This window comes from Eubacterium sp. AF19-12LB, from assembly GCF_003479125.1.
In the GTDB taxonomy this organism is placed as follows: Bacteria; Bacillota; Clostridia; order Lachnospirales; family Lachnospiraceae; genus Eubacterium_U; species Eubacterium_U album.
In genome coordinates this window covers 1-20,371 of sequence record NZ_QUGP01000002.1, presented here as the reverse complement: position 1 = coordinate 20,371, position 20,371 = coordinate 1, and the positions used below count along the sequence as shown (strand labels likewise).

Genomic DNA, 20,371 nt, shown 5'->3' with positions numbered 1-20,371 from the left:
CTTTCCTTCTTTATGGTAATATGTGTCCGGCAGACAAATATAATTTATACCATTCTTCTCTTGAAATTTCAATATCAGATGCTTGTGCAATCTGTTTTAATCTTTCGAGATTTGTTGTTCCTGCAATCATCTGCATATTAGCCGGATGTCTTAATATCCACGCTGTCACAATTGTTGTAGGAGTCACATTATATTTTTGTGCCAATTCATCAATAACTTTGTTAAGTTCAGGGAATTTATCATTTCCAATAAACACACCTTCAAAAAATCCATACTGGAACGGAGACCAAGTCTGAATTGTTATATCGTTTAATCTGCAAAAATCAAGAACTGCTCCATCTCTATTTACAGCCCCATCAGATGACATGTTTACTTCAAGACCCTGACTAATCATATTTGAATTTGTAATACTTAATTGAAGCTGATTTGCACAAATCGGTTGCTTAACATATTTTTGAAGCAACTGAATCTGCATAGGATTCATATTTGAAACGCCAAAATTTCTTACCTTTCCACTCTTTTCTAATGTATCAAATGCATCAGCTACAACCTCAGGTTCCATTAATGCATCCGGTCTGTGAAGTAATAATGCATCCAAATAATCTGTTCCAAGTCTCTTAAGTATTCCGTCTACTGAATTAATGATGTGTTCCTTTGAAAAATCATACATAACACCCGGAACAATACCACATTTGGACTGAATAAAGAATTTTTCTCTATTTGTTGAAATGTTAAGTTTTGCTGCCTTTCCGAATAACTCTTCACAACTACCGCCACCATAAATATCTGCATGGTCAATATGATTAATACCAAGTTCCAAAGCTGTATTGATAAATTTTTCTGCTGTTTTTAAATCAAGTGCTCCTAATCTCATACAACCTAAAACGATTGCCGGTACTGATATATTTGTCTTTCCTAATTTTATCTGTTTCATTCGATTTATACCTCTCTAAATTATTACCAAATTTCATTAGTCCAATCCTTTATATAATAATGGATTTTGGTAGTTAATTCAAGGAGGTTATAATCTATATAGATTATTGAAATAAAAAAGCAGATAATATTTAGCATCATCGAATATTTGTGTTGCATAATAACTATCTACTTTTTAATAATTTCACGTAAACCGAATTTTAATATTTATTTAATTAAAATTATTTTGGTAATTTTCAAATCCTAACTCATATAAATTATTTTTTCCTGTATATAAAGCTAATAAATCTAGTCCTTCAACTCCTGCTTCAATACATTGTCTTGCCAATTGTTCAGCATCGCCATAAGGCAATCCAAACCTATCTTTAAATTTAATTGAATACACTTTTTTCTTTTTATACATATATGCATTAATAGTTGAACTTGCAGTAAAATAATTTAAGTCTTCTGAATCTTTATATACAACCACTGCCTTAACATTGTCTAATTTTTTATAATTTAAATCTAATTGCACAATATTCTCCATTTTTTTATGTTTGCTTTTATCCATTAAAATAAAACTAATTGCACAATCCCCTACATCTTCTAAATACAATGAGCACTTTCCATTTTTTATTTTTAAATCTCGTTTTATAATTTTGTTTCCATTTTTGTTTACATATCCATATTTTTTTATGTAATTTTTTATTCTTTCATAATTTTGTGCTAGTATATCTTTTTTATTTAATTCTTTATTATTGGAATCAAGTTTTATTATTGGTGACCAAATTGTTTTTATCCCTTTACTATATTCCATATTACAATTTGTTCTAGCTCTAACATAATAAGTTTTATTCTTTTTTAAACCTTTTACTTCTAAATTTTCACTTTTCGTTTTATATATTTTACTTTTTTTCTTTGGAAATTTTGCACTATCGGATACTTGAACTTCGTAATTAATTGCAACATCCATTTTTCTAATTTTTACTGTCATCTTATTTTTATTATTTTTTTTGATAGAATTAATAGACGTTCTTCCATCATATTTAGTTAAATATTCTTCTATTAAAAAAGATTCACATTCTATTGATGTTGAACTTAATGCATTAGCATCGTATATTAATTCATCATACTTTGTATTTATATTTGTTTCATCTATCATATTTTTAGATCTACCATCACCTAAATCTCCGCCTAAGCCAAAACAGATGGAATTTGCATCACAAGCTGCTTCAAAAACACAACAATATTTTTCTTTTTTACCTTTCTTTAACTGAATCCAATCGCCATACCCAATATTATCATAATTCGAGATTCTAAAAAAAATCAACTTATCACAATCAGTCGACTCTATATTAAATCTAATTTTATACGTTTTTCCCTTTTTAACATTTACATTTTTATTAATCATCTGTGCTCCCCAACATCCCCCATATCCTATTTCATCTAAATGCACTTTCCATTTGTCATCATTTTGATATATTTCAGAACCACTTGCTGCTTCATACCATCCATTATTACATCCAAAATAGCTTTCCCAATTTGCATAAGCCTCAACATTACTTCCAAATACCATAAAAAATAGCATTCCTAAAATCAAACTATAAATTTTTTTCATAATTTCCTCCATAATTATAATACAACATATTGTTTTGTTACATTTTAATTATATATGTGCATATTTAATCAGTCAACAAAAATAACAAACTTTATATTTGATTCATCTGTAATATCTTGTTATACTAATACAAGCAAATTTACAGAAGATATATTATGAATTTTACTCAAAAGTTTACACAAATTTATTTGTTAAACACTTCTGATTACAATTAGGAGGCTCATTATGTTTGGTTCAACATATGGTAATACATTAAAAATAAGCACATGGGGAGAATCCCACGGAAAAGCTTTAGGTGTTGTAGTTGACGGTTGTCCTGCCGGTCTTTCTTTATGCGAAGAAGATATTCAGATATTTTTAGACAGAAGAAAACCAGGTCAGTCTGCTTTCACTACTCAGCGAAATGAAGGCGACCTTGTAGAGATTCTTTCAGGTGTATTTGAAGGGAAAACTACAGGAACACCTATTTCAATGATTGTGCGTAACAAAGAACAACGTTCAAAAGATTACAGCGAAATTGCAAATTATTATCGTCCGGGACATGCCGATTATACATTTGACGAAAAATTTGGTTTTAGGGATTATCGTGGTGGCGGACGCTCTTCAGGACGCGAAACTATCGGACGAGTTGCAGCAGGTGCCATTGCTTCAAAAATTTTAAACCAGCTTGGCATATCTATTACTACCTACTCTAAATCAATTGGTAATGTAGAAATAGATTATAACAAACTTGATAAAGATAATATTTTAAAAGACACTTTATATATGCCTGACAAAGAAGCTTCTGCTAAAGCTCAGGAACTATTAAAAGAAAAAATTGCTGATACTGATTCCGTTGGTGGCATTATTGAATGCGTTGTTAAAAATATGCCTGCCGGAGTTGGTGAACCTGTATTTGAAAAACTTGATGCAAATTTAGCAAAGGCTGTCATGTCTATCGGAGCTGTTAAAGGTGTTGAAATCGGAGATGGATTTGCCGTTGCCTCTGCTTGCGGTTCAGAAAACAATGATAACTTCAAAATAGAAAATGATAGAATTGTCAAATCCACAAATCATGCCGGAGGAATACTTGGTGGAATAAGCGATGGCTCAGATATTGTTTTAAGAGCTGCAGTCAAGCCTACTCCTTCTATTGCTAAAACTCAGAGTACAGTTAATAAATCAAACGAAGAAATAGAAATCAGCATTCACGGAAGACACGACCCAATAATTGTTCCTAGAGCCGTAGTTGTTGTAGAATCAATGGTAGCTCTTACATTAGTAGATATGTTATTTATGTCAATGACTTCTAAAATGGATGACATTATAGATTTCTTTAAGAAATAAATTATTTTAATATCTTTTATAATATAAAAATTAGTTTTTTATACAAATTTATTTTGATAAATTTTATTTAATAAGTCTTATAAAATTAAAAGAAATAATTGTTTATATTAATTTTTTTAGTAAATAAATGGGCATCAAGGTTTCATCCTATCTGCCCATTTATTTTTTGATTTTATTATTTTTCCTGTTTATTTACCACTTTTTCTAAAAGAAGCCCTGCCATAAACCACAAAGGTGCATAATCTAGGCGCACAACTCCCTTTATGTTATATTTACATTTGCTATAATTCCATGGGCAGCAGTTCTTTCGTTGTAATATCGTTCCCGAAATAAATTCCACGAAGTAAATTCCAGCCATATAAATAAATCCCCTAAATATCATATTAAATTTTCTAATTTTTCTACTTAGCGGTTTAATAACTGCACCTAGTCCATATATTGGGAACATCCATATTGAGGTCTTTCCCATCATTTTTCTGTCATGATTCTTTATTCCCATTATGGACGTCCAAACGACCTCCATACACCAACCTGCTATTCCACACTTTAAAAAATTTCTGATCATCATGTTTGTAGTATTAGCAAATAAGACTCTATCTATTCAAGTAATCATTCCATCTTGCATTAGACTCTTCCAAATCATGTTTCATCATAATTCTATTTCTATCGCTAAGTATTGCCAACATTTCATCTACTATCTCCTCAAGCGGAAGTTTATCATAATGCGACAGATAACCTATCATACGCTGTGCTGTCCAATCAGTGTTTAAGTTTTTTGTGATTTGGTCACAAAATTCTTCCGGATATCCACGCTTTAACAACATATAATATAGGTCAATACTCTTTTCTGATTTTGATTTCATATGTTTGTCACCTCTTCATAAAGTTTTATTACATTCATTACTTCTTAAGTGCAGGTATATCTATCTGGGTTTCTTCACCATTCATATCAACATTAAAAACATATACCGGCTGATAATATCCTTTTGTGTCAGTAAAATAATCTACACCCACATTTTTTACTTTAACATCAAGTTCTTCATTTGAATAATAATTAAACTTTCCTTCTTTAATCATATCATAAGCATCCCTTAATGAAATACATTTCACATCTTTTAACTTCTTACATTTAACTATATTATAATTTATATCTCCTATCTTATCTCCCTGATAGCAAGTTGCTTCAATTGTTCCATTATACATAATTTCATCTTCAATAATTTTATCTGCACTAAGAGAATATATTCCGTCACCTTTATTTTCAAATGTACAACCTGCCGGAATATAAACACCATAATCTTTTAACATTTCTCTAAGTTTATCTTCCGTTACCTGCGAGTCAGTTTTTGTCGTTCCATCCTCTTCTTCATCATCAAAATATATACTGAAATCCGTATATGTATATGTACCATCTATATATTCAACAGATACATTACCTATTTCTCCATGATAAATAGCTGTTTCGTCATACAAATCTGTCAAAGAATCATCCAATTTGTCTCCAACATTTTCCAAAAATTCTTTGGCAAATTGTTTCGATTTTTCTTTATTTGTACCTTCAACCATATAAACAGGATATGTTGCTTTTTCATTGCTTAACTTTTCATTTGTCGATACATTTTTTACATTTGCTTTTGTAATATAATTTAGGTTCAAATTTCCAAATTCCTGTGAATTATATATTCCAAATATTGTACCAAACATTATAATCGTGCCAAATAAAGGAGCAAAACTAAATATTACTTTTTTAATTCCACTCTTATTTCCTTTATTGCATGCATAAATATAAGCTATTAAAACATAAAAACCATATCCAATCATTGCTCCTAACAAATTGTTGAACACATCGTCACATTCAAATACGCCTCTTCCTGTAATAAGCTGCACACTTTCAATTAAGACTGTAAAAATTAACCCACAGACATATGTAACCCACCAGTATTTTGCCTTTTTAATTCCAAACGGAAGCAAAAGACCAAATGGAATAAACATACAAATGTTTAGAATAATGTTTCTCCATTCAATAGCCGAGAAATTATTCCATGCTGATTTATAAGAATAAAATAATGGAATTATATTTTTTCTGAATCCCATTGTTGAAATTCTATCAAGCATAGTTGCCATCAACACAACAGCTAAATAAACTCCAAATATAATTAACCATATTACACTATTCTTATTTATTTGCTTTTTGCCATTTAAAATCTTCTTATACACTATAAAATAACCAACAGCTATAATAATTGCTAATATGGCAACTATAACAATCCCTGCAACCAGATATTCTTTTGCCTTTGATATTAAATCAATCACTCTCATTTTTTGTTACCTCCATACATTTTCCTAAAAAAATAAGTCTATGGCATCATTCTACCATAGACTTATTATAAAAATACATTTATTAATAAATCTTAAATATTTATAAGCAAAAATTATTTATATAAAGGATACTTATCTGTAAGTCCTTTAACAATTTCTTTTGCTTTTTCCTGATTTGCATTAGCATCATCTGCAATTAATGTCATAGCTTGTGCAACTAAATCCATATCTGAAGTATCTAAGCCTCTTGTTGTAATTGCAGGTGTTCCAATACGTACACCACTTGTAATGCCAGGTTTCTGTGGGTCATTTGGAATTGCATTCTTGTTACATGTAATGTTTGCAGCATCTAATGCGATTTCAAATTCCTTACCTGTAATATTCTTGCTTCTTAAATCAACAAGCATTAAATGATTATCTGTACCACCTGAAACAAGGTCAAATCCTCTGCTTGTTAAACCATTAGCTAAAGCTGATGCATTATCAACAATGTTCTTAGCATATTCTTTAAATGATGGGTCTAATGCTTCCTTGAAACATACTGCCTTACCTGCTATTACATGCATTAAAGGGCCACCCTGAATTCCTGGGAAAATTGCCTTATTTAATTTATGTTCTGTAGCAAATTCTTCACTTGATAAAATTAATCCACCTCTTGGTCCACGAAGTGTCTTATGAGTTGTAGTTGTTGTTACATGAGCATATGGAATTGGGCTCATATGTTGTCCACCTGCAACTAGACCTGCGATGTGTGCCATATCTACCATTAAATATGCACCTACTTCATCTGCAATTTCTCTAAATTTCTTAAAATCAATTGCTCTTGGGTAAGCACTTGCACCTGCAACAATAAGCTTTGGCTTTGCTTCCTTAGCAATCTTTAATACTTCATCATAATCTATGTAGCCTTCGTCATTTACACCGTAAGGAACAATATTAAAATATGTTCCTGATACATTAACCTTACTTCCATGTGTTAAATGTCCGCCTGCATCAAGACTCATTCCCATTACTGTATCGCCCGGTTTTACAAGTGCAAAGAATACTGCAAAGTTAGCCTGTGCTCCTGAATGTGGCTGAACATTAGCATATGTACATCCAAATAACTTCTTTGCTCTTTCAATTGCAAGTGTTTCTACGATATCAACATACTCGCATCCACCATAATATCTTTTTCCCGGGTATCCTTCTGCGTATTTATTTGTAAGCTGACTACCCATTGCTGCCATAACTGCTTTACTAACAATATTTTCAGATGCAATAAGCTCCAAATGGCTCTGCTGTCTGTCATTTTCCTGAGCAATAGCTGCTGCAACTTCCGGATCAACTTTCTGTACTTCTTCAAATGTAAACATAATCTTACCTCCTAAATTTGTCAAACTACTAACACTTTATCACATTAAAGCCAAATTTAAAACTATTTTTAAAAATTTGTTATTTTTTAACTAACAAATGTAAAGTTTAATGTTAATAGTTATCTTTCCTGTTTATTTATTTTTAATTACAAAAATACCCACAGTTTCATTACTAACATCAAATTTTGGTTTGTCTTAGCAGTTCCATTAGTTTTCAACTATGGGTATTTTAATAAACAATCCATTGAACGCTACTGACCTGCTTCTTCATCCTCGCTTTCGCTGTAGCAATTATTTAGGATTTTTTTTATGCATTGATTTATTTCATTTCTTTCTTTACATTCTGCCTTCTTTTTTCCTTCACATTTAGGTGGCTCTAATTCTAATGGTTTAACATTCTGAAGTAGCAAATCACCCTCTACAAATTTTAGACATGGATTACTTTCAGCTTCATGTGTATTCATTTTAGGTGGTATAGTTTTTCCAATTGTATTAAATTTATATGCTTCATAGTATACAGTTCTCAAATATAATGTTATGCCTGCTGACATTGTACCTGTTGCCGGATCAAACTCCATAACTTTAGCAACTGCATTCATATTAATTCCATTTTCCACTGTATTATAATACATATTAAATCCTACATAATTAATAAAATATTCATTATAAACAGAGGATGCTCCATACGGTGCATACATATCTACTGTTACACTCCTTGGATTTGTATCAGGATCGTAATTCGTAGTTCCTACAGCTGGAAGATATACAGCCTCTAGTGGTACTGTAGCAAGATATTTTTTGCAACTGTCAAATAATCTTACATTAAACACAACTCTTAAATCCGTTAATTTTACCCTTAAGCAATTTGCTCTTCCCGGTATTGTAGTTACAGTTGAAAATACAGGTGGATTTCCCATCTCCTGCTGTTCTTCTTCTGTATACTCAACATTTTCTTCTTCTCCTGTTAAAAATCCTTTTCCTGAGTATATTTTTATATTTGCAACTAATAATTGAACATAACTTGTTGTAGGATATTGAGTCAAAATATTCTGCGGAATAGTTATCGTTCTACAGAGGTTAATTCCTACTTCATCATATATTACAGGAGCAAACACAGATAATTCTTCCGGCTCCCCGCAAGATGGTCTGATGCAAACATCACACTCTCTTTTACAACAGTTACAGCACTCATCGCAATCCATCACCTTGTACTCTGACATATTGTATCTCCATATTTTGTTTACTTTATTTTATGCCAAAATATTCATAATGTTCATTTTCAAGAATATATTTTATTACATAATTGTGGGAGATGAAATAATTATCGAAAGAACGCTCGCGCTGCTTGTCACTCGCAGCAGTTCTAAATTTCCAAATATATTTTGCTATTAGGACTTTTAGTCCTAAGCAAAATATATCTGTCAATTTGAACCGGCGGTGACAAATGCTCTTTCTTATAGTTATTTCATCTCCCACAATAGTGATTTAAAAGATATTAAAAGGAGTATTTGTATGTATAAAATTACACAATTAGAATCCGGACAACCGGTTATATTTTATTTAGAAAATGAAAAAGTTACTATGTACTCAATTAATTCAGGAAGAATCCGAAATCACGGAATTATTTTTACTGATGTAGAGTCTGATTTTGATATTTGTTCTGATTTAAAACTCATTCATTACATATCCCTTAATCATCAGACCGTTATTTCTTCAATGGATAACCTTAATATACGTGAAGATTATATCATTGAAGGAAATGTTCCAAGTTCTAATATTGAAAATACAAATTTCAAATTTATTCAATTTTATAATTGCCTGAACATTTTTTATTGCAGTCATAATTTAAAAGACAGTCATTTTTCCATAAGGGTTAGCAGATACACAACATTTGCCAAAGATTTTACGTTGTTAAAATCAGACAAAATAATTTCCGGTTTTAATGTATTTTCATACGATTCTTTATTATATTTATTTGTATTCTATTCTTCACAGGATTTTGATATATACAGTGTAAATTCAGATTATTCTATTGTAAATTTATTATCTAAACAGTATAATTCTTCTAATCCTGATTCATCATCTAATCTAACAAAGCACACTGATAAGGAATTAGAAAAATTACAGGCTTATTTCAACCAAATATTAGATGATAAAAATTCAGAAATTGAAAATTTAAAAGAAATTCAGACTAGCATCACTAATCAATACAATGAATTAGCTGATTATACCGGAAAACTCCAAGACGAAGTCAGAAAGCTTCGCTGCAACTATTAATTTTTATTTACAGAAAGTGAGGTACCTATGAAATATGAATTACTTATTTTGTATTTATTGATAATAAATATTTCAGCATTTATTCTTTATGGAATTGATAAACAGAAGGCTATAAAGCATAAATTTAGAATAAGTGAAAACACTTTAATTTTTTCTGCATTTATTGGTGGCTCGGTGGGTGCATTTCTTGGAATGCAGTTTTTCAGGCATAAAACAAAGCACCCCAAATTCATTATTGGAGTGCCTGTTTGTTTTATTATAAATGTTATTATCATTCTGTATATTTTAGGAATAATTGAATTCTAATATACTTTCTTATAAAAATTCAAATTAATATTCAAAAGACATCAGTATAATTAAACACTATAACATTAATTCTTACTGTTCTTTTTCTTTCAAATCTAATTTAATCTGAAGTTCCTGTAACTGAACATCATCAACTACATTTGGTGCATCTGTCATAAGACATGATGCATCTTTTACTTTAGGGAAAGCGATAACTTCACGAATATTATCTTCTCCTGCCATATGCATTACAAGTCTGTCTAATCCATAAGCAAGTCCTGCGTGTGGAGGTACACCGTATTTAAATGCAGTCAATAAGAAACCAAATTTTTCATTTGCCTGTTCAGGTGTAAATCCAAGTGCTTCAAACATCTTAGCCTGTACATCTGCCTGATGAATTCTCACACTACCGCCACCTAATTCTGTACCATTTAATACAATATCATAAGCTTTCGCACGAACACGTCCCGGATCAGAAATCAAATACTGAATATCTTCTTCCATAGGCATTGTAAATGGATGATGCATTGCAAGGAATCTTCCCTGTTCATCTGACCATTCAAACTGTGGAAATTCTGTAATCCATAAGAAGTTCCATTTTCCTTCAGGAATTATATCCATCTGTTTTGCAAGTTCAAGTCTTAATGCTCCAAGAGAATCCCATACAACTTTATTCTTATCTGCAGCAAATAACAATAAATCTCCAGGTTCTCCACCCATAGCGGCAATAAGATTATTCATTTCTTCTTCTGTCATAAATTTAGCAAATGAAGATTTAATTGTTCCATCTTCATGCATTGCAATATAGGCAAGACCTTTTGCGCCATAAGTCTTTACAAATTCAACAAGGGCATCAATTTTCTTTCTTGCCATTTCACCCTGTCCTTTAGCATTTAAACCACGAACAGTTCCACCATTTGCTACTGCTCCTGAAAATACACCAAATCCGCAATCCTTAACAACGTCAGTAACATTGATAAGTTCCATTCCAAAACGTGTATCAGGCTTATCTGAACCGTATCTGTCCATTGCTTCCTGCCATGTCATTCTTGGAAGTGGCAATGTAACATCTACTCCTAATACTTCTTTCCATAATGCCTGAAGCATTCTTTCATTAACATCTAAAATATCATCTACATCAACAAATGATAATTCCATATCAAGCTGTGTAAATTCAGGCTGCCTGTCTGCTCTTAAATCTTCATCTCTAAAGCATTTTGCTACCTGAAAATATCTATCACATCCTGAACACATAAGAAGCTGTTTTAATACCTGTGGTGACTGAGGAAGTGCATAAAATGTTCCCGGATGAACACGGCTAGGCACTAAGTAATCTCTCGCACCTTCTGGTGTACTTCTGTTAAGAATAGGTGTCTCAATTTCAAGAAATCCTTCATTTGCCATAAACTTTCTAACAAATGTTGTTACATCTGATCTTAACTTAAGATTTTTCTGTAAATGAGGTTTTCTTAAATCAAGATATCTATATTTAAGTCTTAATTCATCTTTTGTATTTGCATCATCATCTACCGGAATTGGGGGTGTCTCTGATTCAGATAAAATTCTTAAACTTGTAACATTTATTTCAATATCACCTGTTTCCATAGATTCATTAACTGAACCTGCTCTCTTATTTACAGTTCCTACAGCAGCAATTACGAATTCGTTTCTTAATTTTCCTGCTTTTTCAAATACTTCTTTGTCATTATCATCAAATACAAGCTGAAGAAGACCTGAACGGTCTCTTAAATCTACGAAAATAAGACTTCCTAAATTTCTTTTCTTCTGAACCCAGCCCATAACTGTAACTGTTTCACCAATATTTTTGTTTGATACTTCTGTACATCTGTGACTTCTATGAAGTCCCTGCATTGATTCTGCCATGACTCTCCTCCTATTTTTCTTTATGCTAAAGGATTTTTATAAAATTCTTTAAATTCATTATATCCCTGTTCTTCTAACTGACTCTTCTGGAATTTTTTGTTCTTATTCATTCTTGCAACAAGAACCTGATTTCCTGTTTTTCTTTCTTCCTGTGCTTTAGCGATTACTTCACATAATCTTTCACCATTAACACCTTTTTCTATTAAATAAGCTACCTTCTTATTCTCTGTTGGAACTTTAAATCCCTGTTCCATTAACAATAAAACGATTCTTTCAAATCCAATAGAAAATCCACACGCAGGAACATCTCTTCCTGTAAAATTACCAACCATCTTATCGTAACGTCCACCGCCACCGCAGCTTCCGCCAAATTCAGGGATTGCAATTTCAAATATTGTTCCTGTATAATATGACATTCCTCTAACCAATGTTGGATCAAATACTATTTCAAATTCTGAAGCTTTAGTAGCTCTTACACTATCAATAATTTCTTCCATCCACTGCTTTACGTCATCGTCCATAAATCCGTCTAATTTTTCTGCTAAATAAGTAACCGGATTTTCTTTGTTTTCAATTTCTTTGAATAAATTTGTGTATTTTTCTACTGATTCTTCATCAAAATCATACTTAATAAGTTCTTCTTTTACACCTTCAAGTCCAATCTTATCCATCTTATCAAGAATGATAAATACACTATCATAACTTTCTTCCGGGAATCCACTATATGCAGCCATTGCCTTTAAGATTCTTCTTTCGTTAATACGAATCTGGAAATTCTTGAATCCAAGTTTGCCAAGCGTTGTTGTTGTTGCAAGAATAAGTTCGATTTCTGCAAGATTACTTGGTTCACCTAATATATCAATATCGCACTGCATAAACTGACGATATCTTCCTCTCTGTGGTCTGTCAGCTCTCCATACATTGCCCATCTGGAGTGCCTTAAATGGTGAAGGAAGATTATTTGCATTATTTGAATAAAATCTAACAAGAGGTACTGTCAAATCATATCTCAAACCATTATCAACAACATCCATTTCTGTCTGTGCTGTTTCAAGATTTAATTTTTCTCCTCTTTTTAAAATCTTAAAAATCAGCTTTTCATTTTCTCCACCCTGCTTGTTACTTAAGTTAGCAATATTTTCAACACAAGGTGTTTCTATCTGAGTAAATCCAAAAGCACTATATGTTTCTTTAATTACGTCCATTACGTAGTTTCTTATCTTCATTTCCTCCGGAAGAATTTCTTTCATTCCGGTAACCGGTTTTTTACTTAAGGCCATCTTATTTCTCCTCTATTTAACACTGATTTAACTATAAAATTTTACACTCTTTTTGTGAAATACTCAACCTTTTATTTATAATTTGTCAAAGTATTCTTTTTTTCTAGCAATCATTTCATCAATTCTATCAATATATTGGTCTACATTCTTTACATTATCTATTCTTTTTGCACTTAATCTGTCTTCTGACATAATTTTCGTTGTGCCGCCCGCTCCAAGTGCAAAAACATCCTGTCTGTCTCCCATCATCAAAATATTATACAGGCATTCTTTGCCATAAACTGAATATCCGACATTTTCCTGATTTCCAGCCATATTCTTTTGTCTATATAAATAATACGGTTTCATATTCATTTCTTTTGAGTAATCCATTGTAATATTCATTAATTTAGAATTATTTTCATAAGTATAATCCTGATATTTTTCTTTTTCAGTATTAAGTCTGGCTGCTCTTTTTACTGCTAATGAATGTACTGTAAGACTTTCCGGATTAAGTTTTTTCGTCTCCTCCATTGAATGTCTAACCATATCTACCGTCTCATTAGGAAGTCCTATTATAAAGTCCATATTTATATTATCAAAGCCTTTTTCTCTTGCAAGATTAAAGGCTTTAATAACCTGCTCTACAGTATGTCTTCTTCCAATTATATCTAAAGTTTCCTGATTCATTGTTTGTGGGTTAATTGATATTCTTGATACATTATGTTTTTTTAACATATCTAGTTTATCTGATGTAATACTATCAGGTCGTCCCGCTTCAACCGTAAACTCCTTAACAGTTGAAAAATCAAAATTATCTTTTAATGCTGTAACTAATTTATCAAGCTGATAAGGCTCTAGTGTTGTTGGTGTTCCCCCACCAATATAAACACTATTAAGTTCCCTGTCTTTTAATCTGCTTCCTACATATTCTATTTCTTTTATCAATGCATCAACATATGTATCTGTTTTATCTTTGTAAAATGAAACAGGATATGATGTAAACGAGCAATAAAGACATCTTGTTGGGCAAAATGGAATACCAATATAAAGGCTATAACCCTGTTTATAATTTATATCCTTTAAAATTTCATGTTCTCTTTTTGCAATATACATTGCCAAATCTAATTTTTCATCAGAAATCATATACGTTTCTTTCATATATCTTCTGATTTCTTCTTCTTTTTTTCCTTCTTCATAAAGAAGTGCCGGTATTTTTGCAGGTCTGATTCCCGTCAAATCTCCCCACGGCAATTCTTTTCCTGTATCAATTTGCATTCCACGATATAAAAGCTTTTTAAGAATATTCTTTGTCTCTTTTCTATTTGAAAAGTCGCATTTTTCATATCCTTCAAAAAGCTTTTTATCATTATCATATAGTTCAAATCTTATTTCATTTTCAAAATAAACCTTAACAATCCTATAAGAATTATCTACAACCTGGTTTACTTTAAAATCATGTTCTGAATAAAAGGCTTTAACTAATGACTGCACATCATATGCAAACTGTTCAGGCATAATCTGTATATCTATCATCTGTAAAATCCTTTTTCAAATTCAATTTTTGTACTATCCATATGTCCCGGTAAAACAACAGTTTCGTCAGGAAGTACTAATAATTTTGTTTTAATGGAATTAATAATCTGGCTATCACTTCCACCCGGAAAATCCGTTCTTCCACGGCTTGCCTGAAATAATGTATCTCCGCTAAATAACAAGCCATGATTTGGCAAATAATAACAGCAGCTTCCCTCTGTATGACCGGGTGTTAATATCATATTCATCAAAATTCCTGCTATTTCAATTTCCTGTCCATCTTTTAAATAAACATCTGGAGTAACTGTAAATGGTTCTCCGAAATAACTTGTAAGATTTTTTGTAGTATCTGTTATTGTGTCCTTTTCTGCCTCAGAAGCATATACTGTTAAATCATATCTTTCTTTAAGCTTGTCTACTGCTCCGATATGGTCAAAATGACCATGTGTAAGGATGATTGCAACCACTTTCATATCCATTGAATTAATATAATTTGTTATTTTAACAAAATCATCACCCGGGTCCACAATGAATCCTTCTTTTGTATCCTTGTTGCAGCATACATAACAATTTGTATAGCAACTGCTAACTGTCAAACATTTTATTTCTAACTCTGCCATTTAACTTCTCCCATTTTTATTACATCAGCCTGTAGTTCTTTCAATATCAATGATGCTGTCAATTGTTCTTATTTTTGCAATAAGTTCTCTTAATTCATCTGTTCCCTGAATCTGGAAAGTCATTGATATTGTAGCAACTCCTGACTTGCTTGTTCTACTGTTTATGCTTAAAACATCAATTTTTCTTTCAGTAAATACTTTTGATAAATCTGCTAAAATACCAATTCTGTTATTAGCATAAATAGTAATTTCAGAATTATATTTTCCTGTCTGTTTTGTTTCATCTTCAGCCCAGCTTGCTTCAATCAATCTGCCTCTTTCTATATCAGGCAAATTAATGATGTTCGTACAATCTGTTCTATGTATCGATAATCCTCGACCTCTCGTAACAAATCCAACAATTTCGTCACCCGGAACCGGACTACAACATTTAGAAAATCTTGCAGCCACATCATTCATTCCTTCAACAATAACTCCACTCTTTGAAGTAGTTTTTCTGATTCCATTGTTCTTATTGTCATCAACTGAATCTAATACATCTTTATCGCTTACAATCGTCTTATGAACTTTGTTATATTCATCAAGAAGTTTATTTACAATCTGTCCTTCTTTTAATCCACCATGACCTACAGATGCAACTACTGAATCCCAGTCCTTAAATCCGTATTTCAAACGAACCTTATCAGTAAATTCAGGTTTCATAATATCTGATAAAACAATTGCTTTTGCTTTACAGTATTTATCTATTAAATCTTTACCTTTAATAATATTTTCTTCTTTATTCTGTTGCTTAAACCATTGATTAATTTTGTTCTTAGCCTGTGTACTTTTTACAATTTTCAACCAATCCATACTTGGGCCTGTTGAGTTATTAGATGTAACAATTTCTACACGGTCACCATTTTGAATCTTATAATCAATGTTTACCATTTTTCCATTTGCTCTTGCCCCTACCATCTTATTACCTACTGCACTATGAATGCTGTAAGCAAAGTCTATAGGTGTTGAGCCTGCCGGAAGATTTTTAACATCGCCGTTAGGTGTAAAACAGTAAACGCTGTCAGAAAACATATTTAAATCATCTTTTAAGAGGCTTAAGAATTCTCTGTTATCAGACAAATCTCTCTGCCATTCAAGGATCTGTCTTAACCAGCTGATTTTCTGTTCTTCATTATATTCACCTGTAATATTTTCTTTATATTTCCAGTGTGCTGCGATACCATATTCAGCAGTTCTATGCATGTCATAAGTACGAATCTGTATTTCAAAAGGCTGTCCATTTGGTCCGATAAGCGTTGTATGTAATGACTGATACATATTCGGCTTTGGCATGGCAATATAATCCTTAAATCTTCCCGGTACAGGAGTATACTTTTCATGAATTACACCTAATGCACCATAACATTCCATTACTGTGTCAACAATAATTCGTACCGCAAATACATCGTAAATCTGATCAAGTGTTTTTTGCTGGTTTACCATCTTTTTATAAATACTAAAATAATGCTTTACCCTTCCACCGATTGTTGCCTTAATTCCTGCTTTTTCAATATATGTTTTGACCTGGGCAATCAAATCATTCATAAAATCTTCTCTATGCTCAAGTCTTTCATGTACGCCATCAACTATCTCACGATATTTTTCCGGTTCCAAATATCTTAAAGCCAGGTCATCAAGTTCAATTTTAATTTTAGAAATACCAAGTCTATCCGCTATTGGAGAATAAATATCCATAGTTTCTCTTGATTTTTCTTTTTGTTTTTCAGGCTTCATATACTGTAATGTTCTCATATTATGAAGTCTGTCTGCTAATTTTATCAAAATTACCCTGATATCTTTTGCCATAGCAAGAAACATCTTACGTAAATTTTCTGCCTGTTCTTCAACCTTATCAACATCATAGTCTAATTTTGTAATCTTTGTAACACCATCAACAAGATCTGCTACTTCTTCACTAAATTCCTTAGTAATCTGCTCTTTTGTAACACTTGTATCTTCCATAACATCGTGTAACAAACCTGCAACTATTGATTCTTTATCAAGCTCTAAATCTGCTAATATAATTGCAGTACAAAGAGGGTGAATAATATAAGGTTCACCTGATTTTCTTTTCTGCTCTTTATGAGCTTCTCTTGCCATATTATATGCTTTTTCAATTATTTTCAAATCACCTGCTGAAGGATGATATTTTTTTATTTTTTCAACTAGTCTTTCGTAAAGTTCCTCAGGCGTTGTATGTTCTTCTTCTTTGGGAATCACACCATGATTTTCAATTTTTAATTCATTCATCTTTATGTCGTCGCTCATATATTTTCCCTTTCTTCATACAAATTTTACTATAGCAAAGGATGTAATAATCATAATTGTGTGACAACTTGATCATCTTTCGTAAATATCTATTTATTTTCCATCAAATTTAACTATAGATTCTACTCTATATCCTTCTAACACGTCTCTACCTTTAAGATCCACTAATTCTGTAAGGAATACACACGCTACAACTTCTCCACCTAATCTTTCAATTAACTTTATTGCAGCTTCTACAGTTCCTCCTGTTGCAATAAGATCATCAACAATAACGACCTTCTGTCCTTTTTTAATTGCGTCAGTATGAATTTCTATTTCAGCTGTTCCATATTCAAGACTATACTCTTCACTAATTGTTTCACATGGAAGTTTTCCCTTTTTTCTAATTGGCACAAATGGTTTTCCCATATTATATGCTATAGGTGTTCCAAACATAAATCCTCTTGACTCTAATCCCGCAATCACATCAAAATCTAAATCCTTAATTGTATCTTCCATTGAATCTATTGCAAGCTTAAATCCATCAGAATCCTGCATTACTGTAGTAATATCTCTAAAAATAATTCCCGGTTCAGGAAAATCCGGTATACTTCTTATGTAATCTTCTACTTTACGCATATTTATCCTCCAATATTATGATAACTAATTTTATTTCTATTTTTCATTTTTTTCAATACTCTCATTCCCTATATTATGCCTTATTTTGACATTTTTCTCAATTATAACAATTAAAAACTTATATTTTTAACTAAATCTGTTTATAACAAGTTGTAATTGTGTATTTCCATTGTATTCATTTATGTTTGGATAAAATACAGCCATTATTGTTATATTATTATCCATTCCACGCAAAGCCTTTTTAACCTCTTCATTTCCAAATTTATTTGTTACAAATTCCATAAATTCACTTGTTCTTGAGAATATTATTCCCGGGATTTCATAATTATTTTCATCCCTTAAACTTAGTTTTATAACATTCCCTTCTTTGCCTAAGATTTTCAAATTTTTCACTTTAAGATTTTTTTCAGCAAAACACGGCTTTTCGTTTCCTTTTCCAAAAGGCTTTAACTTTTCTAATTCGTTTACAAATTCTTTAGTTATATAAGGAATTGGTAGTTGCATATCAATCCATACTTTTGAACACAAGTCGTCATCCGTAAGAGTTGTAAGTTGATTTAACTTTTCTCTTAATATATCAACATTTTCCAGTGGTAAAGAAAGTCCGGCAGCCAATTTATGACCACCAAATTTCGTAAACAATTCCTTTATCCTACTTAGTTCCTTATACATATCATATTCTTCTATCGAACGACCTGAGCCTTTAACCTCAGTCGCCGTTTTAGTAAGCACGAAACATGGCTTATTATATTTTTCCCTAATTCTTCCTGCTATTATTCCTGCTATACTTTCATGACAGTCTTTCAAATAAATAACAAGTACTTTATCTTCTTTATAATTTTCAGCCTGTTCTATAGCTTTCTTTGTTCCCTCTTCAGTTAAATTTTTTCTTTCGTCATTTAATTCAACCAATTCTGTGGCTATGTCTTTTGCTTTATCCTGATTTTTTTCTCTTAACAAAGCAACTGCCTTTCGTGCTGTATCAAGTCGTCCACTTGCATTTAAACACGGTCCGATTACAAATCCTATATGGTACGAATCAATTATATTTTTATTTAATTTGCAAGCATCTATAAGTGCATTTAATCCTATATTTTTTGATTTTCTAAGTAAATCCAGACCATATTTTACAATTATTCTATTTTCATTCTGTAATTCCACCACATCTCCAATAGTTGCTATTGCAACATATTCAAGCAAATAATTTGTTGAACTCATTTCCCTGCCCATTGAATTTATAATTGCTGTAATCAGCTTATAAGCCACTGTCGCTCCACAAATTTCTTTAAATGGATATTCACAATCTGCCTGTTTTGGATTAACAACTGCGTCTGCATTTGGAACAATATATTCCTTAGTGCCGTCTTTCTCTTCAAACGGTACTTCATGATGGTCTGTTATAACTATGGTCATTCCAAGTGATTTTGCATATTCAACCTGCTCATATGCTGCAATTCCATTATCACAAGTTAAAATTGTATCTACTCCATCATCATACGCTTTTTTTATTAAATCTTTGTTAATTCCATATCCGTCTTCAATTCTATGTGGTACAACAATATCGACATTTGCCCCCAGTTTTTCTAATGAATCAAGCAAAATATATCCTGAGCAAATACCATCAATGTCATAATCGCATATTATTCTTATTTTATTTTGCTGGCTTATCTTAATTTTTATTATTTCAACAGCCTTTTCCATATCTTTTAGCAGCCATGGAGAATTGAGTTCATTTATATCGCCATATAAATACTCTTTAATATCTTTGTCTTCTATTATATCCTTATTTCTTATAATTCTTGCCAACATTGGACTAATATTATATTTTTTTGCAATTTGATTAAAATCTGCTTTTTTTGCAAATACAATCCATTTTTCCATATTTGAACCTCAGGTTTAAAATTTCGCTTCTTCTCAGTGATTATACATTCGCCAGTTCTATACCCTCTCTATTTGTGTTATGCACATGGCTTCGCCGTGTATAACACTTCGAATCCGCTTCGCTTCTTCTCAGTGATTATACATTCGCCAGTTCTATACCCTCTCTATTTGTGT

Annotated in this window: 17 protein-coding genes; 3 read left to right on the top strand and 14 right to left on the bottom strand. The window is 31.6% G+C overall.

The window, feature by feature from the left end; translation table 11 throughout:
• Positions 1-10: 10 nt before the first annotated feature.
• Entirely contained in the window at positions 11-934 is a 924-nt protein-coding gene (locus DWX29_RS01760; protein WP_022088601.1) for an aldo/keto reductase, read from the bottom strand.
• A 210-nt stretch (positions 935-1,144) separates the two neighbouring features.
• Positions 1,145-2,530 carry a hypothetical protein gene (locus DWX29_RS01755; protein ID WP_118565038.1) on the bottom strand — a complete coding sequence of 462 codons (1,386 nt, stop codon included), beginning with the start codon at positions 2,528-2,530 and terminating at the stop codon, positions 1,145-1,147.
• 225 nt (positions 2,531-2,755) lie between these two features.
• Between DWX29_RS01755 and aroC the strand changes: the two genes are divergently transcribed.
• Positions 2,756-3,856 (top strand): chorismate synthase, encoded by a 1,101-nt coding sequence (gene aroC, locus DWX29_RS01750; RefSeq protein WP_118565037.1) that lies wholly within the window; start codon positions 2,756-2,758, stop codon positions 3,854-3,856.
• A 175-nt stretch (positions 3,857-4,031) separates the two neighbouring features.
• Here aroC and DWX29_RS01745 read toward each other — a convergent pair whose 3' ends face one another.
• The 5 genes from DWX29_RS01745 to DWX29_RS01725 form a co-directional block, all read right to left on the bottom strand.
• Positions 4,032-4,421 (bottom strand): hypothetical protein, encoded by a 390-nt coding sequence (locus tag DWX29_RS01745; protein ID WP_347496331.1) that lies wholly within the window; start codon positions 4,419-4,421, stop codon positions 4,032-4,034.
• Positions 4,422-4,449: 28 nt separating this feature from the next.
• A complete protein-coding gene (locus tag DWX29_RS01740; protein WP_199522672.1) occupies positions 4,450-4,719 on the bottom strand; it encodes a hypothetical protein in 270 nt (89 codons plus the stop codon).
• Between the two features lie 37 nt (positions 4,720-4,756).
• Complete coding sequence (locus tag DWX29_RS01735; protein WP_118565036.1) at positions 4,757-6,175, bottom strand: VanZ family protein; 1,419 nt, start codon at positions 6,173-6,175, stop codon at positions 4,757-4,759.
• Positions 6,176-6,288: 113 nt separating this feature from the next.
• On the bottom strand, positions 6,289-7,530 hold the full coding sequence (gene glyA / locus DWX29_RS01730) for a serine hydroxymethyltransferase (RefSeq protein WP_022088148.1): 1,242 nt from the start codon (positions 7,528-7,530) through the stop codon (positions 6,289-6,291).
• Positions 7,531-7,781: 251 nt separating this feature from the next.
• Positions 7,782-8,750, bottom strand: coding sequence for a hypothetical protein (locus DWX29_RS01725; RefSeq protein WP_118565035.1), 969 nt, complete (start codon positions 8,748-8,750; stop codon positions 7,782-7,784).
• A gap of 292 nt (positions 8,751-9,042) precedes the next feature.
• On the opposite strand from DWX29_RS01725, the gene DWX29_RS01720 reads away from it, so the two are divergent.
• Positions 9,043-9,807 (top strand): hypothetical protein, encoded by a 765-nt coding sequence (locus DWX29_RS01720; protein WP_118565034.1) that lies wholly within the window; start codon positions 9,043-9,045, stop codon positions 9,805-9,807.
• A gap of 27 nt (positions 9,808-9,834) precedes the next feature.
• Complete coding sequence (locus DWX29_RS01715; RefSeq protein WP_117909233.1) at positions 9,835-10,113, top strand: DUF1294 domain-containing protein; 279 nt, start codon at positions 9,835-9,837, stop codon at positions 10,111-10,113.
• A gap of 72 nt (positions 10,114-10,185) precedes the next feature.
• Here the strand turns inward: DWX29_RS01715 and aspS are convergent, their stop codons facing one another.
• The 7 genes from aspS to recJ form a co-directional block, all read right to left on the bottom strand.
• On the bottom strand, positions 10,186-11,976 hold the full coding sequence (aspS, locus tag DWX29_RS01710) for an aspartate--tRNA ligase (protein ID WP_022088153.1): 1,791 nt from the start codon (positions 11,974-11,976) through the stop codon (positions 10,186-10,188).
• Positions 11,977-11,996: 20 nt separating this feature from the next.
• Positions 11,997-13,256, bottom strand: coding sequence for a histidine--tRNA ligase (gene hisS / locus DWX29_RS01705; RefSeq protein ID WP_022088154.1), 1,260 nt, complete (start codon positions 13,254-13,256; stop codon positions 11,997-11,999).
• A gap of 75 nt (positions 13,257-13,331) precedes the next feature.
• Positions 13,332-14,771, bottom strand: coding sequence for a coproporphyrinogen dehydrogenase HemZ (gene hemZ, locus DWX29_RS01700; RefSeq protein ID WP_118565033.1), 1,440 nt, complete (start codon positions 14,769-14,771; stop codon positions 13,332-13,334).
• Entirely contained in the window at positions 14,768-15,391 is a 624-nt protein-coding gene (locus tag DWX29_RS01695) for an MBL fold metallo-hydrolase (protein WP_022088156.1), read from the bottom strand. Before DWX29_RS01695 ends, hemZ begins: the two co-directional genes overlap by 4 nt.
• A 24-nt stretch (positions 15,392-15,415) precedes the next feature.
• On the bottom strand, positions 15,416-17,680 hold the full coding sequence (locus DWX29_RS01690) for a bifunctional (p)ppGpp synthetase/guanosine-3',5'-bis(diphosphate) 3'-pyrophosphohydrolase (RefSeq protein WP_118565159.1): 2,265 nt from the start codon (positions 17,678-17,680) through the stop codon (positions 15,416-15,418).
• Between the two features lie 111 nt (positions 17,681-17,791).
• A complete protein-coding gene (locus DWX29_RS01685; RefSeq protein ID WP_022088158.1) occupies positions 17,792-18,316 on the bottom strand; it encodes an adenine phosphoribosyltransferase in 525 nt (174 codons plus the stop codon).
• A 126-nt stretch (positions 18,317-18,442) separates the two neighbouring features.
• Positions 18,443-20,197: a single-stranded-DNA-specific exonuclease RecJ gene (gene recJ, locus DWX29_RS01680; RefSeq protein ID WP_118565032.1), complete on the bottom strand. Its 1,755-nt coding sequence runs from the start codon at positions 20,195-20,197 to the stop codon at positions 18,443-18,445.
• Positions 20,198-20,371: the final 174 nt, after the last annotated feature.